General features: G+C 67.9%; 21 protein-coding genes and 2 pseudogenes. 12 read left to right on the top strand and 11 right to left on the bottom strand.

What is annotated here, in order from left to right; all coding sequences use genetic code 11:
* Positions 1 to 44: 44 nt before the first annotated feature.
* From AB0N14_RS02190 to AB0N14_RS02180, 3 genes are all read right to left on the bottom strand, one after another.
* Complete coding sequence (locus AB0N14_RS02190; protein ID WP_366023828.1) at positions 45 to 257, bottom strand: recombinase family protein; 213 nt, start codon at positions 255 to 257, stop codon at positions 45 to 47.
* Positions 258 to 260: 3 nt separating this feature from the next.
* Entirely contained in the window at positions 261 to 1,370 is a 1,110-nt protein-coding gene (locus AB0N14_RS02185) for a tartrate dehydrogenase (protein WP_366023827.1), read from the bottom strand.
* Between the two features lie 87 nt (positions 1,371 to 1,457).
* Complete coding sequence (locus AB0N14_RS02180; RefSeq protein ID WP_366023826.1) at positions 1,458 to 2,123, bottom strand: GntR family transcriptional regulator; 666 nt, start codon at positions 2,121 to 2,123, stop codon at positions 1,458 to 1,460.
* Positions 2,124 to 2,561: 438 nt separating this feature from the next.
* Here AB0N14_RS02180 and AB0N14_RS02175 point away from each other — a divergent pair, with 438 nt between their 5' ends.
* From AB0N14_RS02175 to AB0N14_RS02160, 4 genes are all read left to right on the top strand, one after another.
* Positions 2,562 to 3,893 carry an MFS transporter gene (locus AB0N14_RS02175; protein ID WP_366023825.1) on the top strand — a complete coding sequence of 444 codons (1,332 nt, stop codon included), beginning with the start codon at positions 2,562 to 2,564 and terminating at the stop codon, positions 3,891 to 3,893.
* A 115-nt stretch (positions 3,894 to 4,008) separates the two neighbouring features.
* Positions 4,009 to 5,097 carry a GAF domain-containing protein gene (locus AB0N14_RS02170; RefSeq protein WP_366023824.1) on the top strand — a complete coding sequence of 363 codons (1,089 nt, stop codon included), beginning with the start codon at positions 4,009 to 4,011 and terminating at the stop codon, positions 5,095 to 5,097.
* 55 nt (positions 5,098 to 5,152) lie between these two features.
* Positions 5,153 to 6,037, top strand: coding sequence for a polysaccharide deacetylase (locus tag AB0N14_RS02165; protein WP_366023823.1), 885 nt, complete (start codon positions 5,153 to 5,155; stop codon positions 6,035 to 6,037).
* Positions 6,038 to 6,102: 65 nt separating this feature from the next.
* Complete coding sequence (locus tag AB0N14_RS02160) at positions 6,103 to 7,131, top strand: asparaginase (RefSeq protein WP_366023822.1); 1,029 nt, start codon at positions 6,103 to 6,105, stop codon at positions 7,129 to 7,131.
* A gap of 89 nt (positions 7,132 to 7,220) precedes the next feature.
* Here AB0N14_RS02160 and AB0N14_RS02155 read toward each other — a convergent pair.
* Both AB0N14_RS02155 and AB0N14_RS02150 read right to left on the bottom strand, forming a co-directional pair.
* A pseudogene (locus tag AB0N14_RS02155) lies at positions 7,221 to 7,777 on the bottom strand (IS481 family transposase); the annotation flags it as partial.
* An 83-nt stretch (positions 7,778 to 7,860) separates the two neighbouring features.
* Positions 7,861 to 8,274: pseudogene (locus AB0N14_RS02150) on the bottom strand (recombinase family protein); the annotation flags it as partial.
* Positions 8,275 to 8,329: 55 nt separating this feature from the next.
* Between AB0N14_RS02150 and ychF the strand changes: the two are divergent.
* The gene (ychF, locus tag AB0N14_RS02145; protein ID WP_366023821.1) at positions 8,330 to 9,418 is read left to right on the top strand and encodes a redox-regulated ATPase YchF; all 1,089 of its coding nucleotides are present in this window, start codon (positions 8,330 to 8,332) and stop codon (positions 9,416 to 9,418) included.
* A gap of 87 nt (positions 9,419 to 9,505) precedes the next feature.
* On the opposite strand, the gene AB0N14_RS02140 is transcribed toward ychF, so the two are convergent.
* On the bottom strand, positions 9,506 to 9,988 hold the full coding sequence (locus AB0N14_RS02140; RefSeq protein ID WP_366023820.1) for a hypothetical protein: 483 nt from the start codon (positions 9,986 to 9,988) through the stop codon (positions 9,506 to 9,508).
* A 101-nt stretch (positions 9,989 to 10,089) separates the two neighbouring features.
* On the opposite strand from AB0N14_RS02140, the gene AB0N14_RS02135 reads away from it, so the two are divergent.
* The 4 genes from AB0N14_RS02135 (at position 10,090) to AB0N14_RS02120 (ending at position 14,496) form a co-directional block, all read left to right on the top strand.
* Positions 10,090 to 10,782 (top strand): response regulator transcription factor, encoded by a 693-nt coding sequence (locus tag AB0N14_RS02135; protein ID WP_366023819.1) that lies wholly within the window; start codon positions 10,090 to 10,092, stop codon positions 10,780 to 10,782.
* Positions 10,779 to 12,086, top strand: coding sequence for a HAMP domain-containing sensor histidine kinase (locus AB0N14_RS02130; RefSeq protein WP_366023818.1), 1,308 nt, complete (start codon positions 10,779 to 10,781; stop codon positions 12,084 to 12,086). Before AB0N14_RS02135 ends, AB0N14_RS02130 begins: the two co-directional genes overlap by 4 nt.
* Before the next feature lie 85 nt (positions 12,087 to 12,171).
* Positions 12,172 to 12,801 carry a PepSY domain-containing protein gene (locus AB0N14_RS02125; RefSeq protein ID WP_366023817.1) on the top strand — a complete coding sequence of 210 codons (630 nt, stop codon included), beginning with the start codon at positions 12,172 to 12,174 and terminating at the stop codon, positions 12,799 to 12,801.
* Between the two features lie 678 nt (positions 12,802 to 13,479).
* Positions 13,480 to 14,496, top strand: a complete 1,017-nt coding sequence (locus tag AB0N14_RS02120; protein WP_366023816.1) for a hypothetical protein — start codon at positions 13,480 to 13,482, stop codon at positions 14,494 to 14,496.
* Here AB0N14_RS02120 and AB0N14_RS02115 read toward each other — a convergent pair.
* Genes AB0N14_RS02115 through AB0N14_RS02105 form a run of 3 tightly spaced genes read right to left on the bottom strand, consistent with a single transcriptional unit; the run spans position 14,485 to position 17,236 of the window.
* A complete protein-coding gene (locus AB0N14_RS02115) occupies positions 14,485 to 14,619 on the bottom strand; it encodes a hypothetical protein (RefSeq protein WP_366023815.1) in 135 nt (44 codons plus the stop codon). The genes AB0N14_RS02120 and AB0N14_RS02115 overlap by 12 nt on opposite strands.
* 9 nt (positions 14,620 to 14,628) lie before the next feature.
* Positions 14,629 to 14,976 (bottom strand): hypothetical protein, encoded by a 348-nt coding sequence (locus AB0N14_RS02110; protein ID WP_366023814.1) that lies wholly within the window; start codon positions 14,974 to 14,976, stop codon positions 14,629 to 14,631.
* A gap of 31 nt (positions 14,977 to 15,007) precedes the next feature.
* Positions 15,008 to 17,236, bottom strand: coding sequence for a transglycosylase domain-containing protein (locus AB0N14_RS02105; protein ID WP_366023813.1), 2,229 nt, complete (start codon positions 17,234 to 17,236; stop codon positions 15,008 to 15,010).
* Between the two features lie 482 nt (positions 17,237 to 17,718).
* On the opposite strand from AB0N14_RS02105, the gene AB0N14_RS02100 reads away from it, so the two are divergent.
* Both AB0N14_RS02100 and AB0N14_RS02095 read left to right on the top strand, forming a co-directional pair.
* On the top strand, positions 17,719 to 18,099 hold the full coding sequence (locus tag AB0N14_RS02100; protein ID WP_366023812.1) for a BlaI/MecI/CopY family transcriptional regulator: 381 nt from the start codon (positions 17,719 to 17,721) through the stop codon (positions 18,097 to 18,099).
* 26 nt (positions 18,100 to 18,125) lie between these two features.
* Positions 18,126 to 18,542 (top strand): hypothetical protein, encoded by a 417-nt coding sequence (locus AB0N14_RS02095; protein WP_366023811.1) that lies wholly within the window; start codon positions 18,126 to 18,128, stop codon positions 18,540 to 18,542.
* A gap of 290 nt (positions 18,543 to 18,832) precedes the next feature.
* Here AB0N14_RS02095 and AB0N14_RS02090 read toward each other — a convergent pair whose 3' ends face one another.
* Together AB0N14_RS02090 and AB0N14_RS02085 are read right to left on the bottom strand one after the other, a co-directional pair.
* On the bottom strand, positions 18,833 to 19,744 hold the full coding sequence (locus AB0N14_RS02090; protein ID WP_366023810.1) for a M56 family metallopeptidase: 912 nt from the start codon (positions 19,742 to 19,744) through the stop codon (positions 18,833 to 18,835).
* Positions 19,630 to 19,989: a BlaI/MecI/CopY family transcriptional regulator gene (locus AB0N14_RS02085; protein WP_366023809.1), complete on the bottom strand. Its 360-nt coding sequence runs from the start codon at positions 19,987 to 19,989 to the stop codon at positions 19,630 to 19,632. Before AB0N14_RS02085 ends, AB0N14_RS02090 begins: the two co-directional genes overlap by 115 nt.
* 1 nt (position 19,990) lies before the next feature.
* Here AB0N14_RS02085 and AB0N14_RS02080 point away from each other — a divergent pair, with 1 nt between their 5' ends.
* Positions 19,991 to 20,185, top strand: a complete 195-nt coding sequence (locus AB0N14_RS02080; RefSeq protein ID WP_366023808.1) for a hypothetical protein — start codon at positions 19,991 to 19,993, stop codon at positions 20,183 to 20,185.
* Positions 20,186 to 20,579: the final 394 nt, after the last annotated feature.

The following is a 20,579-nucleotide window of genomic DNA, read 5'->3' as shown; positions in this document are numbered from 1 at the left end:
TTTAATCTCAAGCGTGCGTCCAGCAGCTCGGGCATCACCCCAGCTCAAATGAGGTGGAGGGGATGTAACCGGGCGTCAAGCGCGGCAAGACTGTCCGATCCAGACAGTCTCACGTCCAAGGTGGCGAGGTCGACGCCGCGCGCGTGGAGTTCCTTGGAGAGCTGGATGTGGTTCTCCAGCGAGCGGCCGAGGGCGTCGAGCTTGGTGACCACGAGTTGGTCGCCTTCGGGGGCGACGAGGAGGGTGCCGCGGGCCACATTTCATGGTCGGCCAGAAATGATGTCAAGAACCGCTGTGGTGACGTCAGCAGTGCTTGCTGTACCACCGATGTCAGCGGTTCGGGAACTACTTACGGCGGTGGCAGTCATCAGTGCTTCGGTGATGGCTTGTGCGGCCTCAGGTTGTCCGAGATGGTCGAGCATCATGCTGGCCGACCAGATAGCCCCGATTGGATTGGCGATGCCTAGGCCGACGATGTCCGGCGCCGAGCCGTGGACCGGCTCGAACATCGACGGGAAGGTTCCATCGGGGTTGAGGTTCGCCGATGGCGCGATACCGATGCTCCCGGCAAGCGCCGCGCCCAGGTCGCTGAGGATGTCACCGAAGAGGTTGGAGGCGACCACGACGTCCAGCGACCCTGGATCGAGGACGAATTTGGCAGCGAGCGCGTCAATATGCATTAGACGCCACTCTACATCCGGATAATTCTCCGCCACCTCGGAGGCTATTTCGTCCCAAAACGGCATTGTGTGGGTTATGCCATTTGATTTGGTGGCCACCGTGAGCGTTTTTCGCCGCTTCAGGGCCAGGTCGAACGCGTATCGGATGACACGTTCACAGCCGGCGCGGGTAAATATGGACTCTTGAATGGCCATTTCATCACGTATTCCCGAGCTGAAACGCCCGCCTACCTGCGAATATTCGCCCTCCGTATTTTCTCGCACTATGACGAAGTCAAGACCCGAAGGTGGCACCTGCCGAAGAGGGCTAGAGATACCAGGAAAGAGCCGGACGGGTCGCAGGTTGACGTATTGAGAGAATGCGCGCCTTATCGGGATGAGGAGCCCCCACAATGACACGTGATCGGCAACATCCGGGTGCCCAACGGCACCCAGCAAAATCGCATCGGCGCTCGAGAGCTGGGTCAGGCCGTCCTCGGGCATCATCGCTCCGCTGCTCTGGAAGAATTCGCACCCCCATGGTTTATGGTCAAATATACACGAAAAATTATATTTGTCTGCGACGTGGTTGATGACCTGGAGAGCCGAAGCGGTCACCTCGGTTCCTATGCCATCCCCGGGGACAACGGCTATCCGGTAGCGTTCCTGTCCATTTTTTGGCTGGACTTGCTGATCGGCTGAAAATGTCATGCGGTCGTTCTCCTCGTCTCACGACAGATGGGTGTTGAAGTACGGGGTGCCGAAGTGGACGCGCGATCAACGTGGGCGCGTACGGGTTCAGTTCTCTCGGCCTTCGAGGTTCTTCAGCAACGCGGCGCGGGCGTGCTCAAGGTGCATGGTGACGATTTCAGCGGCGCGCTCGGAGTTTCCCGCTGCTATTTCTCCCACGATCATGACGTGTTCGTCGTAGATGCTTCTTGGTGTCAGCAACCGCCTCGACTGCACCTGGGCCATGCATAGCCTCACCTCGCCCATGAGGGAGGTGTAGAGCGATGTGAGCCTGGCGCTGCCGAGTCCGTCCGTGAGCGCCCGATGGAACTTGATGTCCGCGGCAACGATGTCAAGTAGCGGGGACTCGCTCTTGGCGGCGAGCAGGTCGACAAGGGCCGCGTGCGCCTGAGGGGGGACGGTCCGCCGATCCGCCAGTGCCCGCGCCACCTCCCGGTCGATGCATCCACGGGCAAAGTAGAGGTCATTGATGTCGGCGGCAGTCAGTCGCGGCACGCGTGCGCTCGCGTGGGCGCTCCGCCGGAACAGTCCTTCTTGAACCAGGCGGTCGATGGCCGCGCGCGCGGTCGGGCGGGCGATCCCGAACCTGCTCGCGACGAGGCTTTCGGTGACCTGGACACCTGGCGGAATCTCTTCAGTCATCACCTGCTCGCGCAGTGTGTCGGCAACAGCGTCAACCGCGGTGGGCGGCGCTGAGGATCGGGCAGCAGCCACATGTCCTCCTTCCGGGACGGCCGACCCCATGGTGACAGGGCGTATCCAGCGCCTGTGCTGACACACGCGGTCCGTCCTTGTTCGTATACCAACCTTGACACCTTACAAGATTGCCATGCAACATACCTCAACGCCGCCGATTGTCATACAGCTTACCCATGCCGGACTCTCGGCTCGATGCGGCGGAGGGTGGTCCGGCCTGCAGGGAAGCACCAAACAACTCTCGGGTCCCGGCCGGGATCAGAGCGGGCACTGGGTACGCCCGGCGCTCGACGCGTCCGGCCGCCTCTCCAAAGATGTGACGCCGGGGACCTCCTAGACACCTGGGGGTTCTGTTTGGCGCTACCAGCGGCCTCGCTGCCTATCGCGCACGACACGCTGACGAACCCGTACCAACCAGACTTCGGAACAGGTCCTGACAAGGAAAAGGAGGGCGCAATGGGAGATTCCGTCGAACTCGTCGATGATTTGCCGAGCGGAGCGCCTACCGCGCAGGCGGCTGCCCGCCCCACGCGTGTACGGTGGAAGATCTTCGTCCTGCTGCTGGGGATCGTCGCGCTGAACTATGTCGACCGAGGGTCGATCTCGGTCGCCATGCCGTTGATCACGAAACAGCTGCACATTTCCAAAGGCGCCACTGGCGTTGCGCTGTCCGCCTTCTTCTGGAGCTACGCGCTGATGCAGCTACCTGCTGGTTGGCTGGTGGACAGGTTCAAGCCCCGGGTGATGGCTGCGATTTCGTGCACCGGCTGGGGCATTGCGCAGGCGCTTACGGCCGCCGCGTTCAGTCTCGGCGGGTTGATGTCCTTCCGGCTGCTGCTCGGTGCGGCCGAGGCACCGATCTACCCGGCGGGCGGCAAGCTCAACGCCAACTGGATGACGCCGGCCGAGCGTGGGCGAGGCGGGACGTTGCTCGACGGTGGTGCCCCCCTTGGCACCGCGATCGGTGGTGTGAGCATCTCGTGGTTGATCGGGCTCACTGGTGGCTGGCGACCGGCGTTCGTCATCGCTGGGGTGGCCACGTTGGTGGTCGGCCTGCTCGCGGCCTGGTACATCCGCAACACCCCGCGGGAGCACCCGGCGGCCAACGCAGCGGAGATCGCGTACGTCGAGGCTTCGCACAGGCAGGAGGACGCCGATGATCCTCAGCCAGCCGGCCGGGTCAGCCTGTTGCGGTACGCCCGCTACCGCTCCTTCTGGGCTATGTGCCTTGGCTGGTGCGGGTTCAACGGTGTGTTCTACGGCCTGCTCACCTGGGGACCCCTGTACCTGTCGGAGACCAAGCATTTCCAGCTTGCCGCCATCGGATACTCCACTCTGGTGATCTTCGGTGCCGGCTTCGTCGGTGAGCTCGTCGGTGGCTGGCTGGCCGACTGGTGGCGTGCCCGGGGCGCGTCCCCCAACGTTGTGCTGCGTACCTTGTTGGGCGCTGCCGGGGTCTTCGTGGTGCTTGCTTTGCTCGGGGTAACTCTCGTGCCCAATGCGACGGTCGCCGTCGCCTTCCTGTCCGTGGTGATGTTCTTTCTGCGGTGGGCCGGCGTCTACTGGAGCGTTCCGTCGATCCTGGCCGGCCGGACCAACGCGGGGATCATGGGCGGAGCCATGAACCTTGGCGGGAACGTCGCAGGCATCCTCAGTCCGATCATCGTCGGGTTCATCGTCGGCGCAACCGGCAGCTATACCGGTGCCCTGCTGTTCTTTGTCGGCTGCGGTGTGCTGTTCACCGTATGCAACGTGACATTGGACTACGCCCGTCGGCTTCCAGTGTGAACCTTCTGACTACTTCTGCCGGAGAACAGTGATGGAGAACAACGAATCCGGACAGCTCCGGGTCGGCATGCTCACGCCCTCGTCCAACACATGCCTGGAACCGGTGACGTCGGCGATGCTGCTCGGAGCCGGAACGCCCGCCGTCATGTACGCCAGCCGGGTACCGGTGTCCAGGATCGCCTTGGACAGCGAGGCCACTGCGCAGTTCCAGGTCGAACCCATGATAGCGGCGGCACGGCTGCTCGCCGACGCGCAGGTTGATGTGATCGTCTGGAACGGCACGGCCGGATCATGGCTGGGTGTGGACCACGATCAGGCGCTGGTCGCGGCCATCGAAAAGGAAACCGGTATCCGCGCGACCACCTCCACGCTCGCCCTGCTGGACGCCTGCCGCGCCTTCGGGGTGACCCGGCTGGGCCTCGCGGTGCCCTACACCACCGACGTGACCGAGCGGATCGTGGCCCGCTACGCCGAGCACGGAGTGGACTGTGTGCGTACGGCGTCTCTGGGGCTGACCGAGAACACGGACTTCGCCACCGCACCTGCGCAGCGGGTCCGGCAGCTCATCGAGCAGGCCGGATCGGGTGATGTGCACGCGGTCGCAGTGGTCTGCACCAACGTGTACGGCGCGCCGCATGTCGTCGATGTGGAAAACCAGTTGGGCATACCGGTGTTCGACAGCGTGGCGGCGACCCTGTGGCACGCTCTGCGCCTGGGCGGTACGTCCGGAGTCATCAATGGCTGGGGACAGCTGCTGGCCACCGGCACACTGCGCATGCGATTCCAGCACGCGCTGGAGAACCTGCTGTCCGCGACCGGCGCACACCGCACCACATTCCGCATCGACCTGCCGGAACACGGCATGCACGTGGACCTGACCGCGGGCGAGGCCGTCGCACCCGGTGTTCGGTCGATTCGCCGTGACAGTTCCCTGGACCAGCGGCGGCTCAATACCGTGCAGTGGCTGGAACAGCATCGCCGTCCGCTGGTGCAGCCGCACTTTCGCGCCGACCCGACGCCGCCAGACGCATTGATCACGGTGTACGGCGTCAACGCGCAGATGCTCGCTCCCATCGAACGTGGCCGCAAGCTGATCGGCTGGCTGTCGGTGCACAGTCTCAGCGAGCGCGAGTGGAGCGAGGCCGACCAGAACGCACTGACTGAGGCGACCCGACAGGTGCACGAGGCGCTCGACGGTAGCTGACCCTTGGACTCGCCATCCACGACGTCTTCACCCTATGTCAAGGAGAACTTCTGATATGACCAAGGACATCCAGATCTGCCTCGGTGTCGATGTCGACGCGGTAGCTGGCTGGCTCGGCTCCTACGGTGGCGAGGATTCGCCCAACGACATCCAGCGTGGCATGTTCGCCGGCGAGGTGGGCGTCCCGCGCCTGCTGCGCCTGTTCGAGAAGTACGAGCTGCGAACCAGTTGGTTCATTCCCGGCCATTCCATAGAGACCTTTCCCGACCAGATGCGCGCGGTCGCGGACGCTGGGCACGAGATCGGCGCCCACGGCTACTCACATGAGAACCCGATCGCGATGAACCCGCAGCAGGAACGGGACGTGCTCGCCAGGAGTATCGAGCTGATCGAGAAGCTCAGTGGCCAGCGGCCACGGGGCTATGTCGCGCCGTGGTGGGAGCTGAGCGAGTACACCGCATCGCTGTTGCAGGAGAACGGATTCAGCTACGACCACTCGCAGAACTACAACGACTTCACGCCCTTCTACGCCAGGGTGGGCGATTCCTGGACGAACATCGACTACAACAAGAACGCAGCCGAGTGGATGCGACCACTGGTCCGTGGCCGCGAGGTCGACCTCGTGGAGTTTTGCGGCAACTGGTACGTCGACGATCTACCGCCGATGATGTTCATCAAGCAATCCCCGAACAGTCACGGATTCGTCAACCCACGCGACATCGAAATGCTGTGGCGCGACCAGTTCGACTGGGTCTACCGCGAGATGGACTACGGGGTCTTCCCAGTCACCCTGCATCCCGACGTCTCCGGCCGACCCCAGGTGCTGCTCATGCTGGAGCGCCTGATCGAGTACTGGCGCGGCCACGAGGGCGTTCGGTTCATCACCATGGAAGAGGCCGCCCGGGACTTCCGGCGCCGGTTCCCGTTCAACGGGCGCTGAGCGTGCCGGAGCATTTCGTTCACCACATCACCGGTCGGCCGGGTACGGCTCTGAGAGGAACTCCCATGTCAGCTTCCGATGTTACGGTCTCGTCCGACCAGCGCCTTACGGTGTTCGGCCTTGGCGGCACGATCTCCATGACGGCCAACGACAACGGAGGCGTCGTCCCGGCGCTGTCAGCGAAACAACTCGTCGCCTCCGTGCCCGGTCTGGACGATACCGGGATCTGCCTCGAGGTCGAGGACTTTCGTCGTGTTCCTGGGTCCTGCCTCGGTTTCGACGACCTTGCCGCACTGTCGGACGCGATAGACCAGCGGTTCCGCCAGGGGGTGGACGGGGTCGTCATCATCCAGGGGACCGACACCATCGAGGAAACCGCGTATCTACTTGATCTGGTCCATGACCGGCCCCAACCGGTGGTGGTCACCGGGGCGATGCGCAACCCCACCCTGGCGGGCGCCGACGGGCCGGCCAACTTGCTTGCCGCGGTGCGCACTGCCGCCAGTCCACAGGCCCGTGACCTGGGCGTCGTTGTGGTGTTCGCTGACGAGATCCACGCCGCCAGCCGCGTCCGAAAGGCCCACTCCACCAGCGCATGCCCATTTCAGTCAGCCAACGGCGGCCCACTCGGATACGTTGTGGAAGGACGGCCGCGAGTGCTCAATCACCCCTTCGGCCGGACCGTCGTTCCGATGGTCGACGCGCAGCGTCGTGCTGTAGAGATCGGCCTGGTGACGATGGTGCTCGGGGACACCGGATGGTGGTTGGACGGTGCCACCGATCGGCTTGACGGGCTGGTCATCGCCGGTTTCGGCGCAGGGCACGTGCCCGACCGGGTGGCGGACGCACTCGCTGAAGTGGCCTCCCGCATCCCCGTGGTGCTGTCCTCCCGCACCGGTGCCGGTTCGGTGCTGGCCCGCACCTACGCCTATGCCGGCTCCGAGTCCGACCTACTGAGCCGTGGTCTGATTTCCGCCGGGTTCCTCGACCCGCTCAAGGCACGCATTCTGTTGCGTCACTTGCTTGTCGGTGGGCACGATCGCTCCGCTGTCCAGGCAGCATTCATGCATGCGGGAGGCCACGTCGATCAATAATTGGGGGTCGAGATCTCTCGTCTTCCGCACTGGCCGGTCAACGGCGCGTGCGTGGGTGACTCAGGGAGGTGATCATCCGGGGGGGCGGGCTAGCTGTATTGCCCTGAGAGGTTAGGAACGCGGCTGGCGGGTGGCTGGCCTTTCAGCGCGGTGTGTCCGCGGTGGTGATTGTAGGTGTGCAGCCAGTCGGGGAAGGCGTCGCGTCGTTGTTGTTCTGACCGGTAGGGGCGGGTGTAGGCCCACTCGTCGAGCAGAGTGCGGTTGAACCGCTCGACCTTGCCGTTCGTCTGCGGCCGGTAGGCGCGCGTGCGCTTGTGCGTGATGCCGGCTGCTGCCAGGGCATCGCGCCACAGACGGACTTGTAGCAGGAGCCGTTGTCGGTCAAGACGCGCTCCACGGTGATACCGCAGGAGGCGAAGAACGCCTGCGCCCGCCCCCAGAAGGCGACGGCGGTCTCCTTCTTCTCGTCGGTGAGGATCTCGCTGTAGGCCAGGCGGGAGTGGTCGTCGACGGCGGTGTGCACATAGCTGTAGCCGGCACCGGAACGCGTCTTGCGACCTGCCTGGCGGCCCAGGACCTTGTGGCCGCCGCCGTCGGGGATGTTGCCGAGCTTCTTGATGTCGACATGCACCAGCTCGCCGGGCCTGTCGCGTTCGTAGAGGGGGGCCGCCGACGTCGGTGGTCATGGGTTTCCATCCACGATTCACGGCTGCGGTCCACCTCGTACTCGGCGACCACGAGGTGGGTGTTCCGGCCAAGCCGTCCACCGCTGCTTGAGGTGTCGATGTCCTCCTCGGCAGCGCGTATCTCACCGCCGCCCCTCTCCAGGCGCTTGATGTTGTACGAGCTGAGCGTGGCGTCACGACCGAATCGTGACCAGCGCCATACCAGGACGACATCCGCCTCGCCTCGGGCCACTCGCTGGATGATCTGCTCGATCTGCCGTTTGGCGAAGTACTTGCCGCTCAGATTGAGGTCCTGCAAGACGTCGACGACGACCATGCCCTCACGCTCGGCGAGAGCGGTACAGGCCTCGATCTGGAGTTCGGGCGAGATCTTCTCGTCCTTGTCCCTGTACCGTGATACCTGCACGTAGATGATGGCGCGCTTGGGCTGCCGGGGAGTCGAGGAGCCGATGAGCATGCCGGGAGTCACGGCTGTACCCCCCCGTTGGCGATCTTGAGCGGACGTTTGTGTCATGAGTACTAGTATCGGAATCGTCGGTCTGCCCAACGTCGGCAAGTCGACCCTGTTCAACGCCCTGACCAAGAACGACGTGCTCGCGGCCAACTACCCGTTCGCCACGATCGAGCCGAACGTCGGCGTCGTCGGTGTCCCCGACGCCCGTCTCGCCAAGCTGGCGGAGATCTTCAAGTCGGAGCGGATCCTCCCGGCGACCGTGGACTTCGTCGACATCGCAGGCATCGTGCGCGGCGCCAGCGAGGGCGAGGGCCTGGGCAACAAGTTCCTCGCGCACATCCGTGAGTCGGACGCGATCTGCCAGGTCATCCGCGCCTTCAAGGACGAGAACGTCGTGCACGTGGACGGCAAGGTCTCGCCGAAGGAGGACATCGAGACGATCAACACCGAGCTCATCCTCGCGGACCTGCAGACGATCGAGAAGGTCCTGCCGCGCCTGCAGAAGGAGTCGCGGATCAAGAAGGACGTCGCCCCGAAGGTGAAGGCGGTCGAGGAGGCCAAGGAGATCCTGGAGAAGGGCGACACGCTCTTCGCGCACGGCATCGTTCAGGGCACCGAGCGCAACGAGCTCCTCCACGACCTGCACCTCCTCACCACCAAGCCCTTCCTCTACGTCTTCAACGTCGACGAGGACGAGCTGATGGACGACGCGTTCAAGGGCGAGCAGCGCGCGCTGGTCGCCCCCGCGGAGGCGATCTTCCTCAACGCCAAGCTGGAGGCGGACCTCGCCGAGCTGGACGAGGACGAGGCCCTCGAGCTCCTCGAGTCGGTCGGCCAGCACGAACCGGGCCTCGCGACCCTGGCCCGCGTCGGCTTCGACACCCTGGGCCTGCAGACCTACCTCACGGCGGGCCCGAAGGAGTCCCGCGCCTGGACGATCAAGAAGGGCGCCACGGCCCCCGAGGCGGCCGGCGTCATCCACACCGACTTCCAGAAGGGCTTCATCAAGGCGGAGGTCATCTCCTTCGAGGACCTGGTGGAGACCGGCTCGGTGGCGGAGGCCCGCGCCAAGGGCAAGGCCCGCATGGAGGGCAAGGACTATGTGATGCAGGACGGGGACGTGGTGGAGTTCCGCTTCAACGTCTAGTTGCCGCGACTCCGATATGGCCCGCGGCATCGCCGTCCTGGACCATGGGCCGCCGGATCGCTCCCGGCGCCTGGAGGCGGCGCGCTTTCAGTCGTCCTGTTTCCAGGAGTCGGTGGGCCGGCCGTTCACGCAGCTCACCCGGAGCTCGATCTTGCCGGTGGCTCCCTCGAACGTCACCTCGGCGTGCTCGTCCGGGCCCCGGTCGGCGCGTTTGACCCCGAAGCCCTGCGCGGGGGCCCATGACACCAGCCGCACCGTGGCGCCGTTGCACTCGGCGATGACTGTCCCGCCCGGAGTGGAGAGCGTCTTCTTGACCGCGCCGGTGGACGGGATCCGGGTGGTCGGTGCGGGTGTCTGCGGCGGGGTGGGCGACGCCGTGCTCGGATCGGCCGATTGCGAAGCCGTCGCGGATGCGAGTTGCCGCTCGACCTGCTGGGGGGTGAGCACCCCACTGTCGGTGGAGGCCGTGATCCCGTCGCCGATGAGCTGGACGGCGGCCAGGCCGGTGAGCGTGGCGGTCACGGCGGCGGCCGTCCAGCCGGCCATGGCGAGGAGGGCGCGGCGAGGCATGTGCAGGACTATGCCGCTTCTGTCGTTAAGGACGGAACCGGGCAACCCTAAGGGACGGTTAACGGCCCTGGCGCGCCCGCTTGTTGAGATAGCGTGCCGATGTGGCGCGCCTGCTGCTCATCGAAGACGACCCGACGATACGGATGCCGCTGATCCGTGCCCTGGGAGAGTGCGGCCATGCGGTCGCCGCCGCGCACACCGCGATGGGCGGCCTGCAGACCACACTGGACGAGCGTCCCGACCTCGTGGTCCTCGACCTCGGCCTGCCGGATCTTGATGGCATCGAGTTGCTGCGGATGCTGCGTGCGGTCAGCTCGGTGCCGGTGATCATCGCGACGGCACGGGACGACGAGGCGGAGATCATCCGTGGACTGGATGCCGGCGCTGACGACTATGTGGTGAAGCCGTTCACCGCCGCCCAACTCGAGGCGCGGGTCCGGGCGGTGCTCCGGCGGGGGATCGGCCACCAGGATGGCGCGGCCGTGACCGTCGTCGGTGATCTGCGCATCGACCCGGGCGCCCGCGAGGCGAGCCTGACCGGCGTCATGCTTGATCTCACTCCGCGTGAGTTCGACCTCCTGCACTACCTCGCCGACCGGGCCGGACAGGTCGTCACCAAGCGGGAACTGCTCACCGAGGTATGGCGGGTGCCCTACGGCAGCACTGACAAGACGGTGGACGTACACCTGTCCTGGCTGCGTCGCAAACTCGGCGAAACCGCACAGGAGCCGCGCTACCTGCACACCGTGCGCGGAGTCGGGGTCCGGCTGAGTGCACCCGCGGACCGGCGATGAGGCGCAGGCTGACACTGCTCGTCGCAGCCACCATGTGCCTGGCTCTCCTCGCCTTCGTGGTGCCCTTGGCGCTGCTGCTGCGTACCGTGGCACAGGACCGCGCCGTCGTCGCAGCCAGCGCTGACGCCCAGAGTCTGGTGTCCGTGGTGGGCACCGCCGAGCAGGACGCCCTGCGATTCAGCGTCGAGCACATGGCCGCCGAGTCCCGCGGCCCGATCACGGTCTTCCTCCCCGACGGGTCGGTGCTGGGCACGCCTGCACCACGGACCAGCGCCGTGCAGCTCGCGGCCCGGGCGGGAGTCAGCCGGACGGTGGAGCGTCCCGACGGCCGCGAAATCGTGGTGGCCGTGATGGGACGGCCGGACGGCACCGCCGTGATCCGAGCGTTCGTGCCGGCTGCCGAAATGACCCGCGGGGTGGCCCGGGCCTGGCTGGTCCTCGTCGGCCTCGGCGTCTCGCTCCTGCTGCTCGGCCTTCTCGTCGCGGACCGGCTCAGCCGCACCCTGGTCGCCCCCATCGCGGAGCTGTCCGCCGTGTCCCACCAGCTGGCACGGGCGGATCTCACGGCACGCGCCCACCCGGTCGGTCCACCGGAGCTGCGTGAGGTCGCCGGGGCGCTCAACCACCTTGCCGGGCGGATCCAGGAGCTGCTGCGGGAGGAGCGCGAGCAGGTCGCGGACCTGTCCCATCGTCTGCGTGCACCGCTGACGTCACTGCGGTTGGAGGCCGAGTCACTGGCCGACGGCGCCGACGCCGCCCGTATCGCCGTGCGTGTGGACGCCATGGAGCGGGCGGTCACCGGCCTGATCCGCCAGGCCCGCCATCGCCGGGATACGTATACCGGCGCGGGCTGCGAGGCGACCGCTTCGATACGCGACCGGGTGGCGTTCTGGACCGTGCTGGCCGAGGACACCGGCCGGGCCGTCACCCTCGACGTGTCGGCGAGCGGCCCGCTGCCGGTCGGGGTCCCCGCCGACGAACTCGGCGCCGCCGTGGACGCTTTGCTGGGCAATGTGTTCGCCCATACTCCCGACGGCACCGCCTTCGCTGTCACCCTGGCGCCCAGGTCCGGTGGCGGAGCCGTGCTGACGGTGGCGGACGACGGCCCCGGCCTGTCGTCGGACCAGGTCCGGCGTGGTGCGAGCGGCGGTGGGTCGACCGGACTTGGACTGGACATCGCCCGTCGCGTCGCCCAGTCCAGTGGCGGGCGGCTGGATCTGGCGACCGGTCCGACCGGCGGTGCCCGGGTGACGCTTGAACTGGGGCCGCCCTCGCCCGGTCCGCGCCCGCAGGGACCGTCTTAGCCTGCTCTTAGCACGGGCGCAGCGCGGCCCTATCCCGACTCGGGCGAACCTTGCAGCACCACACGGCATTCGCAGGAGGTTCGCCATGAAGCGCACGTCCATGATTCTGCTCGCTGCGGGGGCATTGGCCGCCGGGGTCGCCGGCACCGCTCTCGCCGACGACAGCCACGGCACGACCCCCACCCGGAGCGCGTCGTCCGTTGCGACCACGACGCCCACCCCCGTCCCGGCGGCCGATGTGACGGCGGGTCCGACCGCGACCGCGAGCACGCCGGTGAGTCCCGGACGCGCCGGCGAGATCGCCCTTCTTCACGTAGGCGGTGGGAAGGTCATCGAGGTCGAGCCGGAGGTGGAGCACGGCCGTACGGCATGGAGCGTGAAGATCCTCAAGAACGGCAGCCGGCTCAGGGTATACGTCGACCGGGGCAGCGGCCGGATCGTGAGGGCGGAACACGAGTCAGCTCGCGACGATCGCGGCCGCGACGGCGAGGGCGGCGCCATCGACGACGACCCCACCGGGACCGACGACCGTCGTGCCAGGGACGACTTCACCGGGACCGACGACCGTCGTGCCAGGGACGACTTCACCGGGACCGACGACCGTCGTGCCGGCGACGACCGCTCCAAGGCCGACGACCATGGTGGCCACGACGACGGACGCCACGGTGGCACTGACGACATGGGCGGCGACAACCACGGTCGGAGCCGCCACTGACAGTGCCACCCATCATCGGGTCGCACGCAGTGGAGGTGCCGAACCCCACGTGTAGGTGCGCGGCGGCCCGATGACGGGACACCCGAGGCGGACAGCCCGAGCATCGGGCCGATGGCATCGAGCTGCTTCACGGACAGCCGCGAGGCGAAGAAGATCCCAACCAGGGTGGCCAGGGTCCGCGCCACGACCGCCCAGGTGGCCGGGAGGCAGCCTCGGGCCGGAACATCAGCGGTTCCGGCTCTTCCTCCTCGCCGTCCTGGTCCTGACCTCCGGGGATCTCCCGCCGGCAATAGAGCGCGTACGCGGCGAAGAACAGCGCCGAGCGGCGCTCCCCAGCGCCTGCTCCTCGGGAGCGGGCTGTGCTGCTCGGCGCCGCTACGGGGCTACGGCCGGGTGAATTCTTCGGGCTCCGGCCCCCCGGCCTACGTCTGCCGGATCTGCTGCTCGACCGAGACGGTGGCGTGATCGACTGCCCACAGGCTGGTCAGGCGGTGCGCGGGCGGCGGTGAGTCGCCGGGCGGTGACGGAGGGCGAACCCCTCCAGATTGGGGATGGCGGGGTACCCAAGACGTGGCTGCCGGGGCGGGCGTGCGCTCGTCACTCTTGAGATTGCCTCAGTACCGCCGACTGCTCAGCGCCCGTCGGGTGGGGCATTTCTCAACGAGGGGGGAAGCCGTCATGAGCAAGTTTGCGCGGGGCGCGAGCAGGGGGAGACGTACCGCGGCCGCAGGCGTCGTCATTGCCGTGACCGCGGTCAGCGCATCGATCGCACCGCTCGCCGCCCAAGCCGCCGTTCCGGCTTTTCCGGACAACATCACCATCTTCCCGGACCGGGACTACGTCTCGATCGACGGCTTCTCCGAACACGCGGGCGAGCAGGTGACCATCGAGGTACGGCGCCCGGGAGTCGGCGTGGTCGGCTCGGCCACCGGCACGCTGGGGTCGGCTGCCTCTATCGCGGCCGGTAATCCCGCGATCGAGGTGAACCACCCCGGCGGACTCTGCTGGGGCGCCGGTGGCGGCCTGCAGGTCACGCCCGACATCCGGGCCGGTGATGTCGTGTCGGTCAAGTTCGCCGGCACCGTCGTCGCCGACACCACGGCGCTCGACGTCGCCGTCACCGGTGGCACCCTGACCGCACCGACCACGCTGGTGATCCAGGGCCGGCTCGGTCCCGCGGTCGACCCGGCGTTCACGGAACAGCGGATCGTGGAGCCCGCCCTGCGGGAAACCGAGATCGGGCGCCGCGACGTTCGCTCCGTCCCGGGCCCGCTGGCGAACGCGCCGAAAGGCGGTTACGCCTCCGGCCTCAACGTTGCCGACGGCAGCTTCACCGCGACGTACGAGTTCCTCAACGCCGACACCGCGGCGATCGCGGCCGGCGGGCAGTACCAGGTGATGGCCTGGCAGGACCAGGACGCCGACGGTAACACCCAGGGTGTGACGATCTCGGAGTTCGGTGAGCTGGGTGGACCCGGCATGGGCGGCTGCCCGCCGGGCCCGGTCCAGCAGGGACCGCCCTCGCCGACCGACGTCGTGGTGCGCGACGACGGCGACTCGACCTCTGTCAGCTGGACCCCGCCAGTACCGACTCCGGGTACGGCGCCGATCCTCGGCCAGGTCACGGCACGAATCGTATTTTCGAGCGGCACAGGGCCCTGCGGTAACGCCATAGATCGACGATCAAGGCTGTGACCTGGGCGGATGATCTATCGGCACCTGCAATCTCGTGAACAAGGCCACCGGGTCGCTCATCGGCAGCAGGCGCAGCACGGCGAACGCGTTCGTCACTGTCAGGTAGGCCAATTGCAGCAGCACGATCGGCCATCATGCTGCGGCGAGTACCAGCCGTGCGAGAGGACCCCTTCGAACGCCCGATCCCCCGCGCATCCCGCACATCATCTCCCACCAGAGACTGATGAGGTTTTCGGCAGGCGCAACGTTCTCGACTGCGGCGTTGGCCGGTGGGCGGTCCTTGCTCTCCCCGCTCGCGTCGAAGGTCTTGATGTTGCCGTTGAGCTGGAGGTAGAGGGCACCGGCTCCCGCGATGAGCAGGATCGTGACGGAGGCCAGCGCGGCGACGCTCCACCGCCTGCGGCTCCGCGCCCGCCGCCGGCCCGCGCGGCGGCGGGCAGCGTCCTCCTGCGCCGTGTGACGTCCGCTCGTCTCCGCCACTTGCCTGTCGTGCGTATCACTGGGCCACCGCTTACGGATGCCGGCCGGGGCGGGTGGAACTGGTCGTGGGCGTGGGGGCGGAGGAGGTGCCGCCGGTGGTGCCGCCGAGCAGCCCGCCGCCCCCGCCGCCGGTCCAGCCACCGGTCCCGCCGGTGGTGGTGCCCGAGGTGTCGGTCGGGGTCGGGCTGGCGCAGTCCTTCTTCCGCCCCTGGCACGGTCCGGTGGTGGGGCTCGGCGTGACCGGTGCGGTCGGGGTGGCCGGCGGGGCGCTCGCGGTGGCGGAGGGGGTGGGTGAGGGGGCGCCGTACTCGTCGGCGCTCTGGCCCGGTTGGGGTGCGGGCGGGAACTGCTGGATGGACTGTCCCTGGAGGGCGGCGGTCATGTAGCCGGTCCACACCTCGGTGGGCATGTCGGCGCCGAAGACCTTGGAGTAGCCGCCGACGCCCTGCATCGACTGCAGGCCGGCCTTTTTCGGGTCCTCCTTGAACATGCTGACGGCCGTGGTCAGTTGGGGCGTGTAACCGATGAACCAGGCCGACTTGTAGTCGTCGGTGGTGCCGGTCTTGCCGGCCGCCGGGCGGCCGAGGGCCTGGGCGTTGGTGCCCGTGCCGTTCTTGACGACGCCCTGCAGGACGTCGGTGACGGTGCCGGCGGTCGAGGCGGGCATGGCGGTTGTGCCCTTGGGCTTGTCGAAGCCGGGCAACTGCTGGCCCTCGGCAACGACCTTGGTCACCGAGTACGGCTCGTGCTGGACGCCGCCGTCGTCGAAGGTGGCGTACACGCCGGCCATTCGGATCGCCGAGGGGGTGGAGGTGCCGATGTAGAAGCCGGGGGTGTCGTACTGCAGGCTCGTGCGCAGCAGGCCCGCCTTGAGGGCTTCGTTCTCCACGTTGTCGTAGCCGGCGTACTCGCCGAGCTGGACATAGGGGGTGTTGACCGACTGCTCCATCGCCTTGCGCAGGGTGATGTATCCCCACCGTGTGGTGGTGTCGTTGTGCTGGTGGAGCAGTCCGGTGGGGTCGCCCGGGTCTGGTTGCGGTCGGCCCTGCTGGTTCTTGATGGTGATGCCGTCGTCGCCGTTGAACTTGGAGTCGGGGGTGATCGGCGAGGGCGGCTGGCCCGGGGAGAGTACGGCGCCGTGGTCGAGTGCGGCGGCCAGGTCGATGGGCTTGAAGGTGGAGCCGACCGGCACGCCGGTGGCGTCCGCGTTGTCGGTCCAGTGGCCTTTGTCCCAGCCCGCCCCGCCGTACAGGGCCACGACCGCGCCGGTCGACGGGTCGATCGACGCCGCGCCGACCTGGACGTTCTTGTCCGCCGACCGGTGGTTCGGGTTGAGGTGCTTCTTCTCCATCGCGGCGACGGACGTCGACAGTGCGTTCACCTTCTTCGTGTCGAAGGTGGTGTAGATCTGGTAGCCGCCGTGGCCCAGTTGCTGTTCGGTGAGGGACGAATGGGCCTCGACGTACTTTTCCGCGGTCTGTACCAGGTAGCCGGTCTGCCCGGACATCCCCGCCGACGGCGTGTAGGGCTTAGGCGTGGGGAACCCGGCGGCGAGGTACTGCTGTTCCTGCGCCTGGCTGATCTTGTGGATGATGGCCATGCGGCCCAGCACGTACTTCCAGCGCGCCACGGCCTGGGCCTTGGCCTGCGGGTCGGTGTCGGCGAGCATCATCACGCTCGGCTCGTTGACCGTGGCTGTGAGGAAAGCGCCCTGGCTGACGGTCAGTTGGGAGGCGTGCACGTGATAGTAGGCGTTGGCTGCGGCCTCGATGCCGTAGGCGCCCCGCCCGTAGTAGTTGCTGTTGAGATAGCCCTGCAGGATCTGCTGCTTGGACAGCTGGCTGCCGATCTTCAGGGAGATAAGGATCTCCCTGAACTTGCGGGTGATCGACTGACTCTGGTTGAGGTAGGTGTTCTTCACGAACTGCTGGGTGATGGTGGACCCGGACTGCACCTCACCGCCCGTGGCCATGTGGTAGACGGCGCGGAGCATGCCTTGCGTGTCGACGCCGGGATCGGTGTAGAAGGTGGCGTTCTCCGCGGCGAGGAAGTCCCACTGAACTAGCTTGGGGACTTGGGCGAGGTCGACGTTCTGCCGGTTGGTCGACCCCTGGGTGGCCATCACCGAACCGTCCGACCAGTAGTAGGTGTTGCTCTGCTGCTGGGTGCTGGGATTCGCGCTCGGGATGGTCGTGCTGGCGTACGCGTACGCGACCAGGCCCAGCAGGCCGCCACAGAGCAGCAGCAAGGTGCCGAGCACCCGCTTCCACGAGGGCAGCCACCGCCTGAGGCCCGACTTCCCGGCGCGCGGATGGTTGACGCGTCCGCGCCGGCCGCTCCGCCCGGCATCCGGACGTCGCGTGTCAGCGCCGGCACCACGGCGTCCCGCTCGTCCGCCCCCGGCCTGGGCGGCCCTGCGCGCCGCGGCCCGGCCGCCGTACCGTATGTCGTCCGGGCCGGACGGCTCGGTCCTCCCAGACGGCCTGCGCCGGTGTCCGCTCATGTTCGCCACTCCTCAGCCAGGCGCGGGCCCGCTCTCCGCTCCGAAGTCGACCCTGCCGCCCCGCCGTGGTTCGCAACGGGGGACCGCGGCCTGGGGGCGAGCTGACGCTCCCGGATATGTCCTACGAGCTGTAAGATTAACCCGCGTCTTGCCTGCGACGGCAACCGTCCCTGAGTGAAGTCGCACAGCGGGTAGGATCGGGCGCGGTGCGAGTGCGGGAGGAATCAGGAGGACTGGTCATGGCTGGCGACGGCGATGGCGAGCACCCTGACCGCAGGGCGAGCGGGGCTCTGGAGGCCGAGGTCATGGCCGTACTGTGGAGTGCCGGGGAGCCGATGACCGCGGGCGCCGTCCAGGATGCCCTCGCCACGGGGCTCGCCTACAAGACCGTGCTCACCGTGTTGGGGCGGCTGCACGCCAAGGGGATGCTGGAACGCGAGCGCATCGGCCGGGCCCACGCCTATCACCCGTGCCAGGAAGCGGCCCAGGCTTCCGCCGAACAGATGAAGACCGCGCTGGACCGCGGCCACGACCGCACCGCCGTACTGCAGCGCTTCGTCGAGACCCTGGACCCTGCGGACGAGGCCGCCCTGCGATCCCTGCTCGGCCCGGGCGAGTGACGCCGTCCGGAAGAAACGCCACGCACGTGGTGTCGGCCCCCCGGCTGCTGGGCCGTACGACCCAGCAGCCGCTGGAGCGCCGCCTGGCAGGCCGCCCTGGTCGCGCTGCTCACCGGACTGACCCTCGCCCCCTCGACCACCACCTGCGGCCGCTGTTCTGGGTCGCGGTCGTCTCCGCGATCGGCTCGGTCTTCCTTGTGGCAGCCGTCCGCGAGTCCCGCGCCGTGCCGCCGACCGTCCCCACGCGGGAGACGAAGCCGAAAGCGGCCTGTCGGTCTCTCCCGGGCGGCTACTGGCGCGTGCTCGCCGTGCTGACCACCTTCAACCTGGTCAACTTCCCCGACGCACTGCTGCTGTTGCGCGCCCATGACCTGGGCCTGTCCACCGCGCTCGTGGTCGCCGCCTATGCCGTCCACAACTGCCGTCGTCTACGCGGTGCTTAGTTACCCGGCCGGCGTGCTGTCTGTCCGACCGGTTGCCCCGGCAGGCCGTCTTCGCCACCGGGCTGGTCTTCTTCGCTGCCGGATACCTCGGCCTTGGCCTTTTCCACTCCAGCTGGGCCGTCTTCGCCGTCTACGGCGGCTTCAACGCCTTGCCGACGGGGCTCGCCGGTAGGTTCCCCGCGAGTGGCGTGCTTTGCGCCCGCAGTTCGCTCATGGTGGCGCCGGTCTCGGCAATGTCGCCGTCCAGGGGTTCGCGGACGGCTCCCGGAGCGAAGTGCCGCGGTCTGACCTCAGGACAGATGCAGGACGTGCACGCAACGGGCCAGGTCGGAAGTGACTTCGGCGAAGGCCAAGCCAGTCAGGGCGGTGACCGCTACGGCGGGCAGGATCGCGGCCCAGCGGCTGGTCGGACGTTCGGCCTGCAGGGCGCCAACGCGCGCGGTGACCTTGTGCCGCAGATAGGCCAAGACCGCCTGCGGCCCATGGGTTCGGGCGGCGTCGGCGATCGCGAGCGCGGCACGGGCCAGGGAACGGGCGGCCAGCGGGCGGCTGCCAGTGGTCAGCGCGGCTTCCTCGTCCGCCCAGCGTTCGATGTGGAAGGTGATGTGGTCGCGCATAGGCCGCAACAGCGGGTTGCAGGCGGCCGCTGACTCGGCGACCACCGCGTAGAGGTGGTGCCGGTGGAGCAGGTGGGCGCGTTCGTGGGCGAGCAGCACGGCCTGTTCGTCGGAGGGCAGGGCGCGCAGCATCGCGGCGGTCACAACGATCCGCCGCGGTCGGCCCGGCAGCGCGTACGCGTCCGGCCGGTCCCCCTCGACCACGAGCAAATCACCGGCTGCGGGCAGTTCCCTGAGCTGGGCAAGCTCGCGCACGGCACGCCGTCGGCGCCACATCACCGTGAGCGTCCGGAGCAGCCCGCTCGCGAGCAGGCCGGCGGCCAGCGCCCCCAGGACGTTGGGAACCGGGTCGGAGCTGGCCAGGGCGGCCGGGCTGCTGTGGGCGTGGTCCTGGAACGCGTCGGTGCGTCCCAGCCCGCCCACTGTCAGAGCGGTCAGACCCCACACGGTGGCGACCGTCGCGATGATGCTCAGCCCGGTGAGTGTGCGCACCACGGCGGCGGGGGCCAGATGGCGTGCCAGGTGCGGGCCGAGGAAAGCCAGCAAGGCCGGGGCCAGCAGGAGGAGGTAGACGGTGATGCGCACGGCAACCAGCTCCGGTCGGCGGTTTCAGTTCCGGGCGTCGAGCAGGGCGCGCATGGCCGCCTTGTCGGCGGGGCCAGGGCCTCGACGAAGCGCTGGAGGACAGCGGCGCGATCGCTGCCGCGCGCCAGAGTCGCATTCATCTGGTGGGCGGCGGTCTCCGGGGGCGCCTGGCACGGCCTGTAGGTGTGGGCACGCCCGGCCTGCTCGCGCTCCAGCAGGGCCTTGGCGTGCAACCTGGCCGGCACCGTGAGTACCGTCTTGGTAGGCGAGTTCCTGCCCGACGGCCGTGTGGACCTGCATGACGGTAATCGCCTCGTCGCCGACCCACAGCGTGGCCATCACCTCGGCCTCCAGCGCTCCCGCCGGGCGTCGACCGCCCTGCAGATCATGCGCGTGGTCGTGCGCCGGCATGTGCCTGCTCTCCTCATGTCCGCTCCGTAGACCCGCCGCTCCAGTAGAGCACGCCCCCTGGCCTCTTTGTCGCGCATCGGGTAGGAAATGCGTTAATTCTGCAAGCTTCATCAGTCCCGCACCCCTGTGCCTGGCGGGGCCCCCGGCTGAGGCGCCGAGGATGGCCCGGCGGTCTCCGGGCCCAGTGGCTGCGCTTCGTACACGCAGGGATCGCGACCCAGGCAGTCGTCGTCGCGGCGCTGCTGCTCACGGTCCGGCTCGGCCGGTCAGATCGTGCCCGGCGGTGACGGTGCACGCGGGCCCGTACTGCAGCGCCCTGGTGATCTTGTTCGTTCGGGGGCGCTCGACAAGCGCGGTCGCGGTGGTTGCGTGTGCGGACGGCCTGGGCTGACAGGTCCAGGTTTTCACTGATGTGGCGCGCCGC

It is taken from the genome of Streptomyces sp. NPDC051104, assembly GCF_040682835.1.
GTDB lineage: Bacteria > Actinomycetota > Actinomycetes > Streptomycetales > Streptomycetaceae > Streptomyces > Streptomyces cynarae.
The sequence above is the reverse complement of the archived record's forward strand: the minus strand, read 5'-3'. Positions and strand labels throughout refer to the sequence as shown.

What these genes read in the sequence shown, in the direction of transcription:
- AB0N14_RS02185 (WP_366023827.1), bottom strand. Translation starts at nt 1,370, where the DNA reads ATGACATTTTCAGCCGATCAGCAAGTCCAGCCAAAAAATGGACAGGAA.
- AB0N14_RS02175 (WP_366023825.1), top strand. Translation starts at nt 2,562, where the DNA reads ATGGGAGATTCCGTCGAACTCGTCGATGATTTGCCGAGCGGAGCGCCT.
- AB0N14_RS02170 (WP_366023824.1), top strand. Translation starts at nt 4,009, where the DNA reads ATGCTGCTCGGAGCCGGAACGCCCGCCGTCATGTACGCCAGCCGGGTA.
- AB0N14_RS02165 (WP_366023823.1), top strand. Translation starts at nt 5,153, where the DNA reads ATGACCAAGGACATCCAGATCTGCCTCGGTGTCGATGTCGACGCGGTA.
- AB0N14_RS02160 (WP_366023822.1), top strand. Translation starts at nt 6,103, where the DNA reads ATGTCAGCTTCCGATGTTACGGTCTCGTCCGACCAGCGCCTTACGGTG.
- ychF (WP_366023821.1), top strand. Translation starts at nt 8,330, where the DNA reads ATGAGTACTAGTATCGGAATCGTCGGTCTGCCCAACGTCGGCAAGTCG.
- AB0N14_RS02140 (WP_366023820.1), bottom strand. Translation starts at nt 9,988, where the DNA reads ATGCCTCGCCGCGCCCTCCTCGCCATGGCCGGCTGGACGGCCGCCGCC.
- AB0N14_RS02130 (WP_366023818.1), top strand. Translation starts at nt 10,779, where the DNA reads ATGAGGCGCAGGCTGACACTGCTCGTCGCAGCCACCATGTGCCTGGCT.
- AB0N14_RS02125 (WP_366023817.1), top strand. Translation starts at nt 12,172, where the DNA reads ATGAAGCGCACGTCCATGATTCTGCTCGCTGCGGGGGCATTGGCCGCC.
- AB0N14_RS02120 (WP_366023816.1), top strand. Translation starts at nt 13,480, where the DNA reads ATGAGCAAGTTTGCGCGGGGCGCGAGCAGGGGGAGACGTACCGCGGCC.
- AB0N14_RS02100 (WP_366023812.1), top strand. Translation starts at nt 17,719, where the DNA reads ATGGCTGGCGACGGCGATGGCGAGCACCCTGACCGCAGGGCGAGCGGG.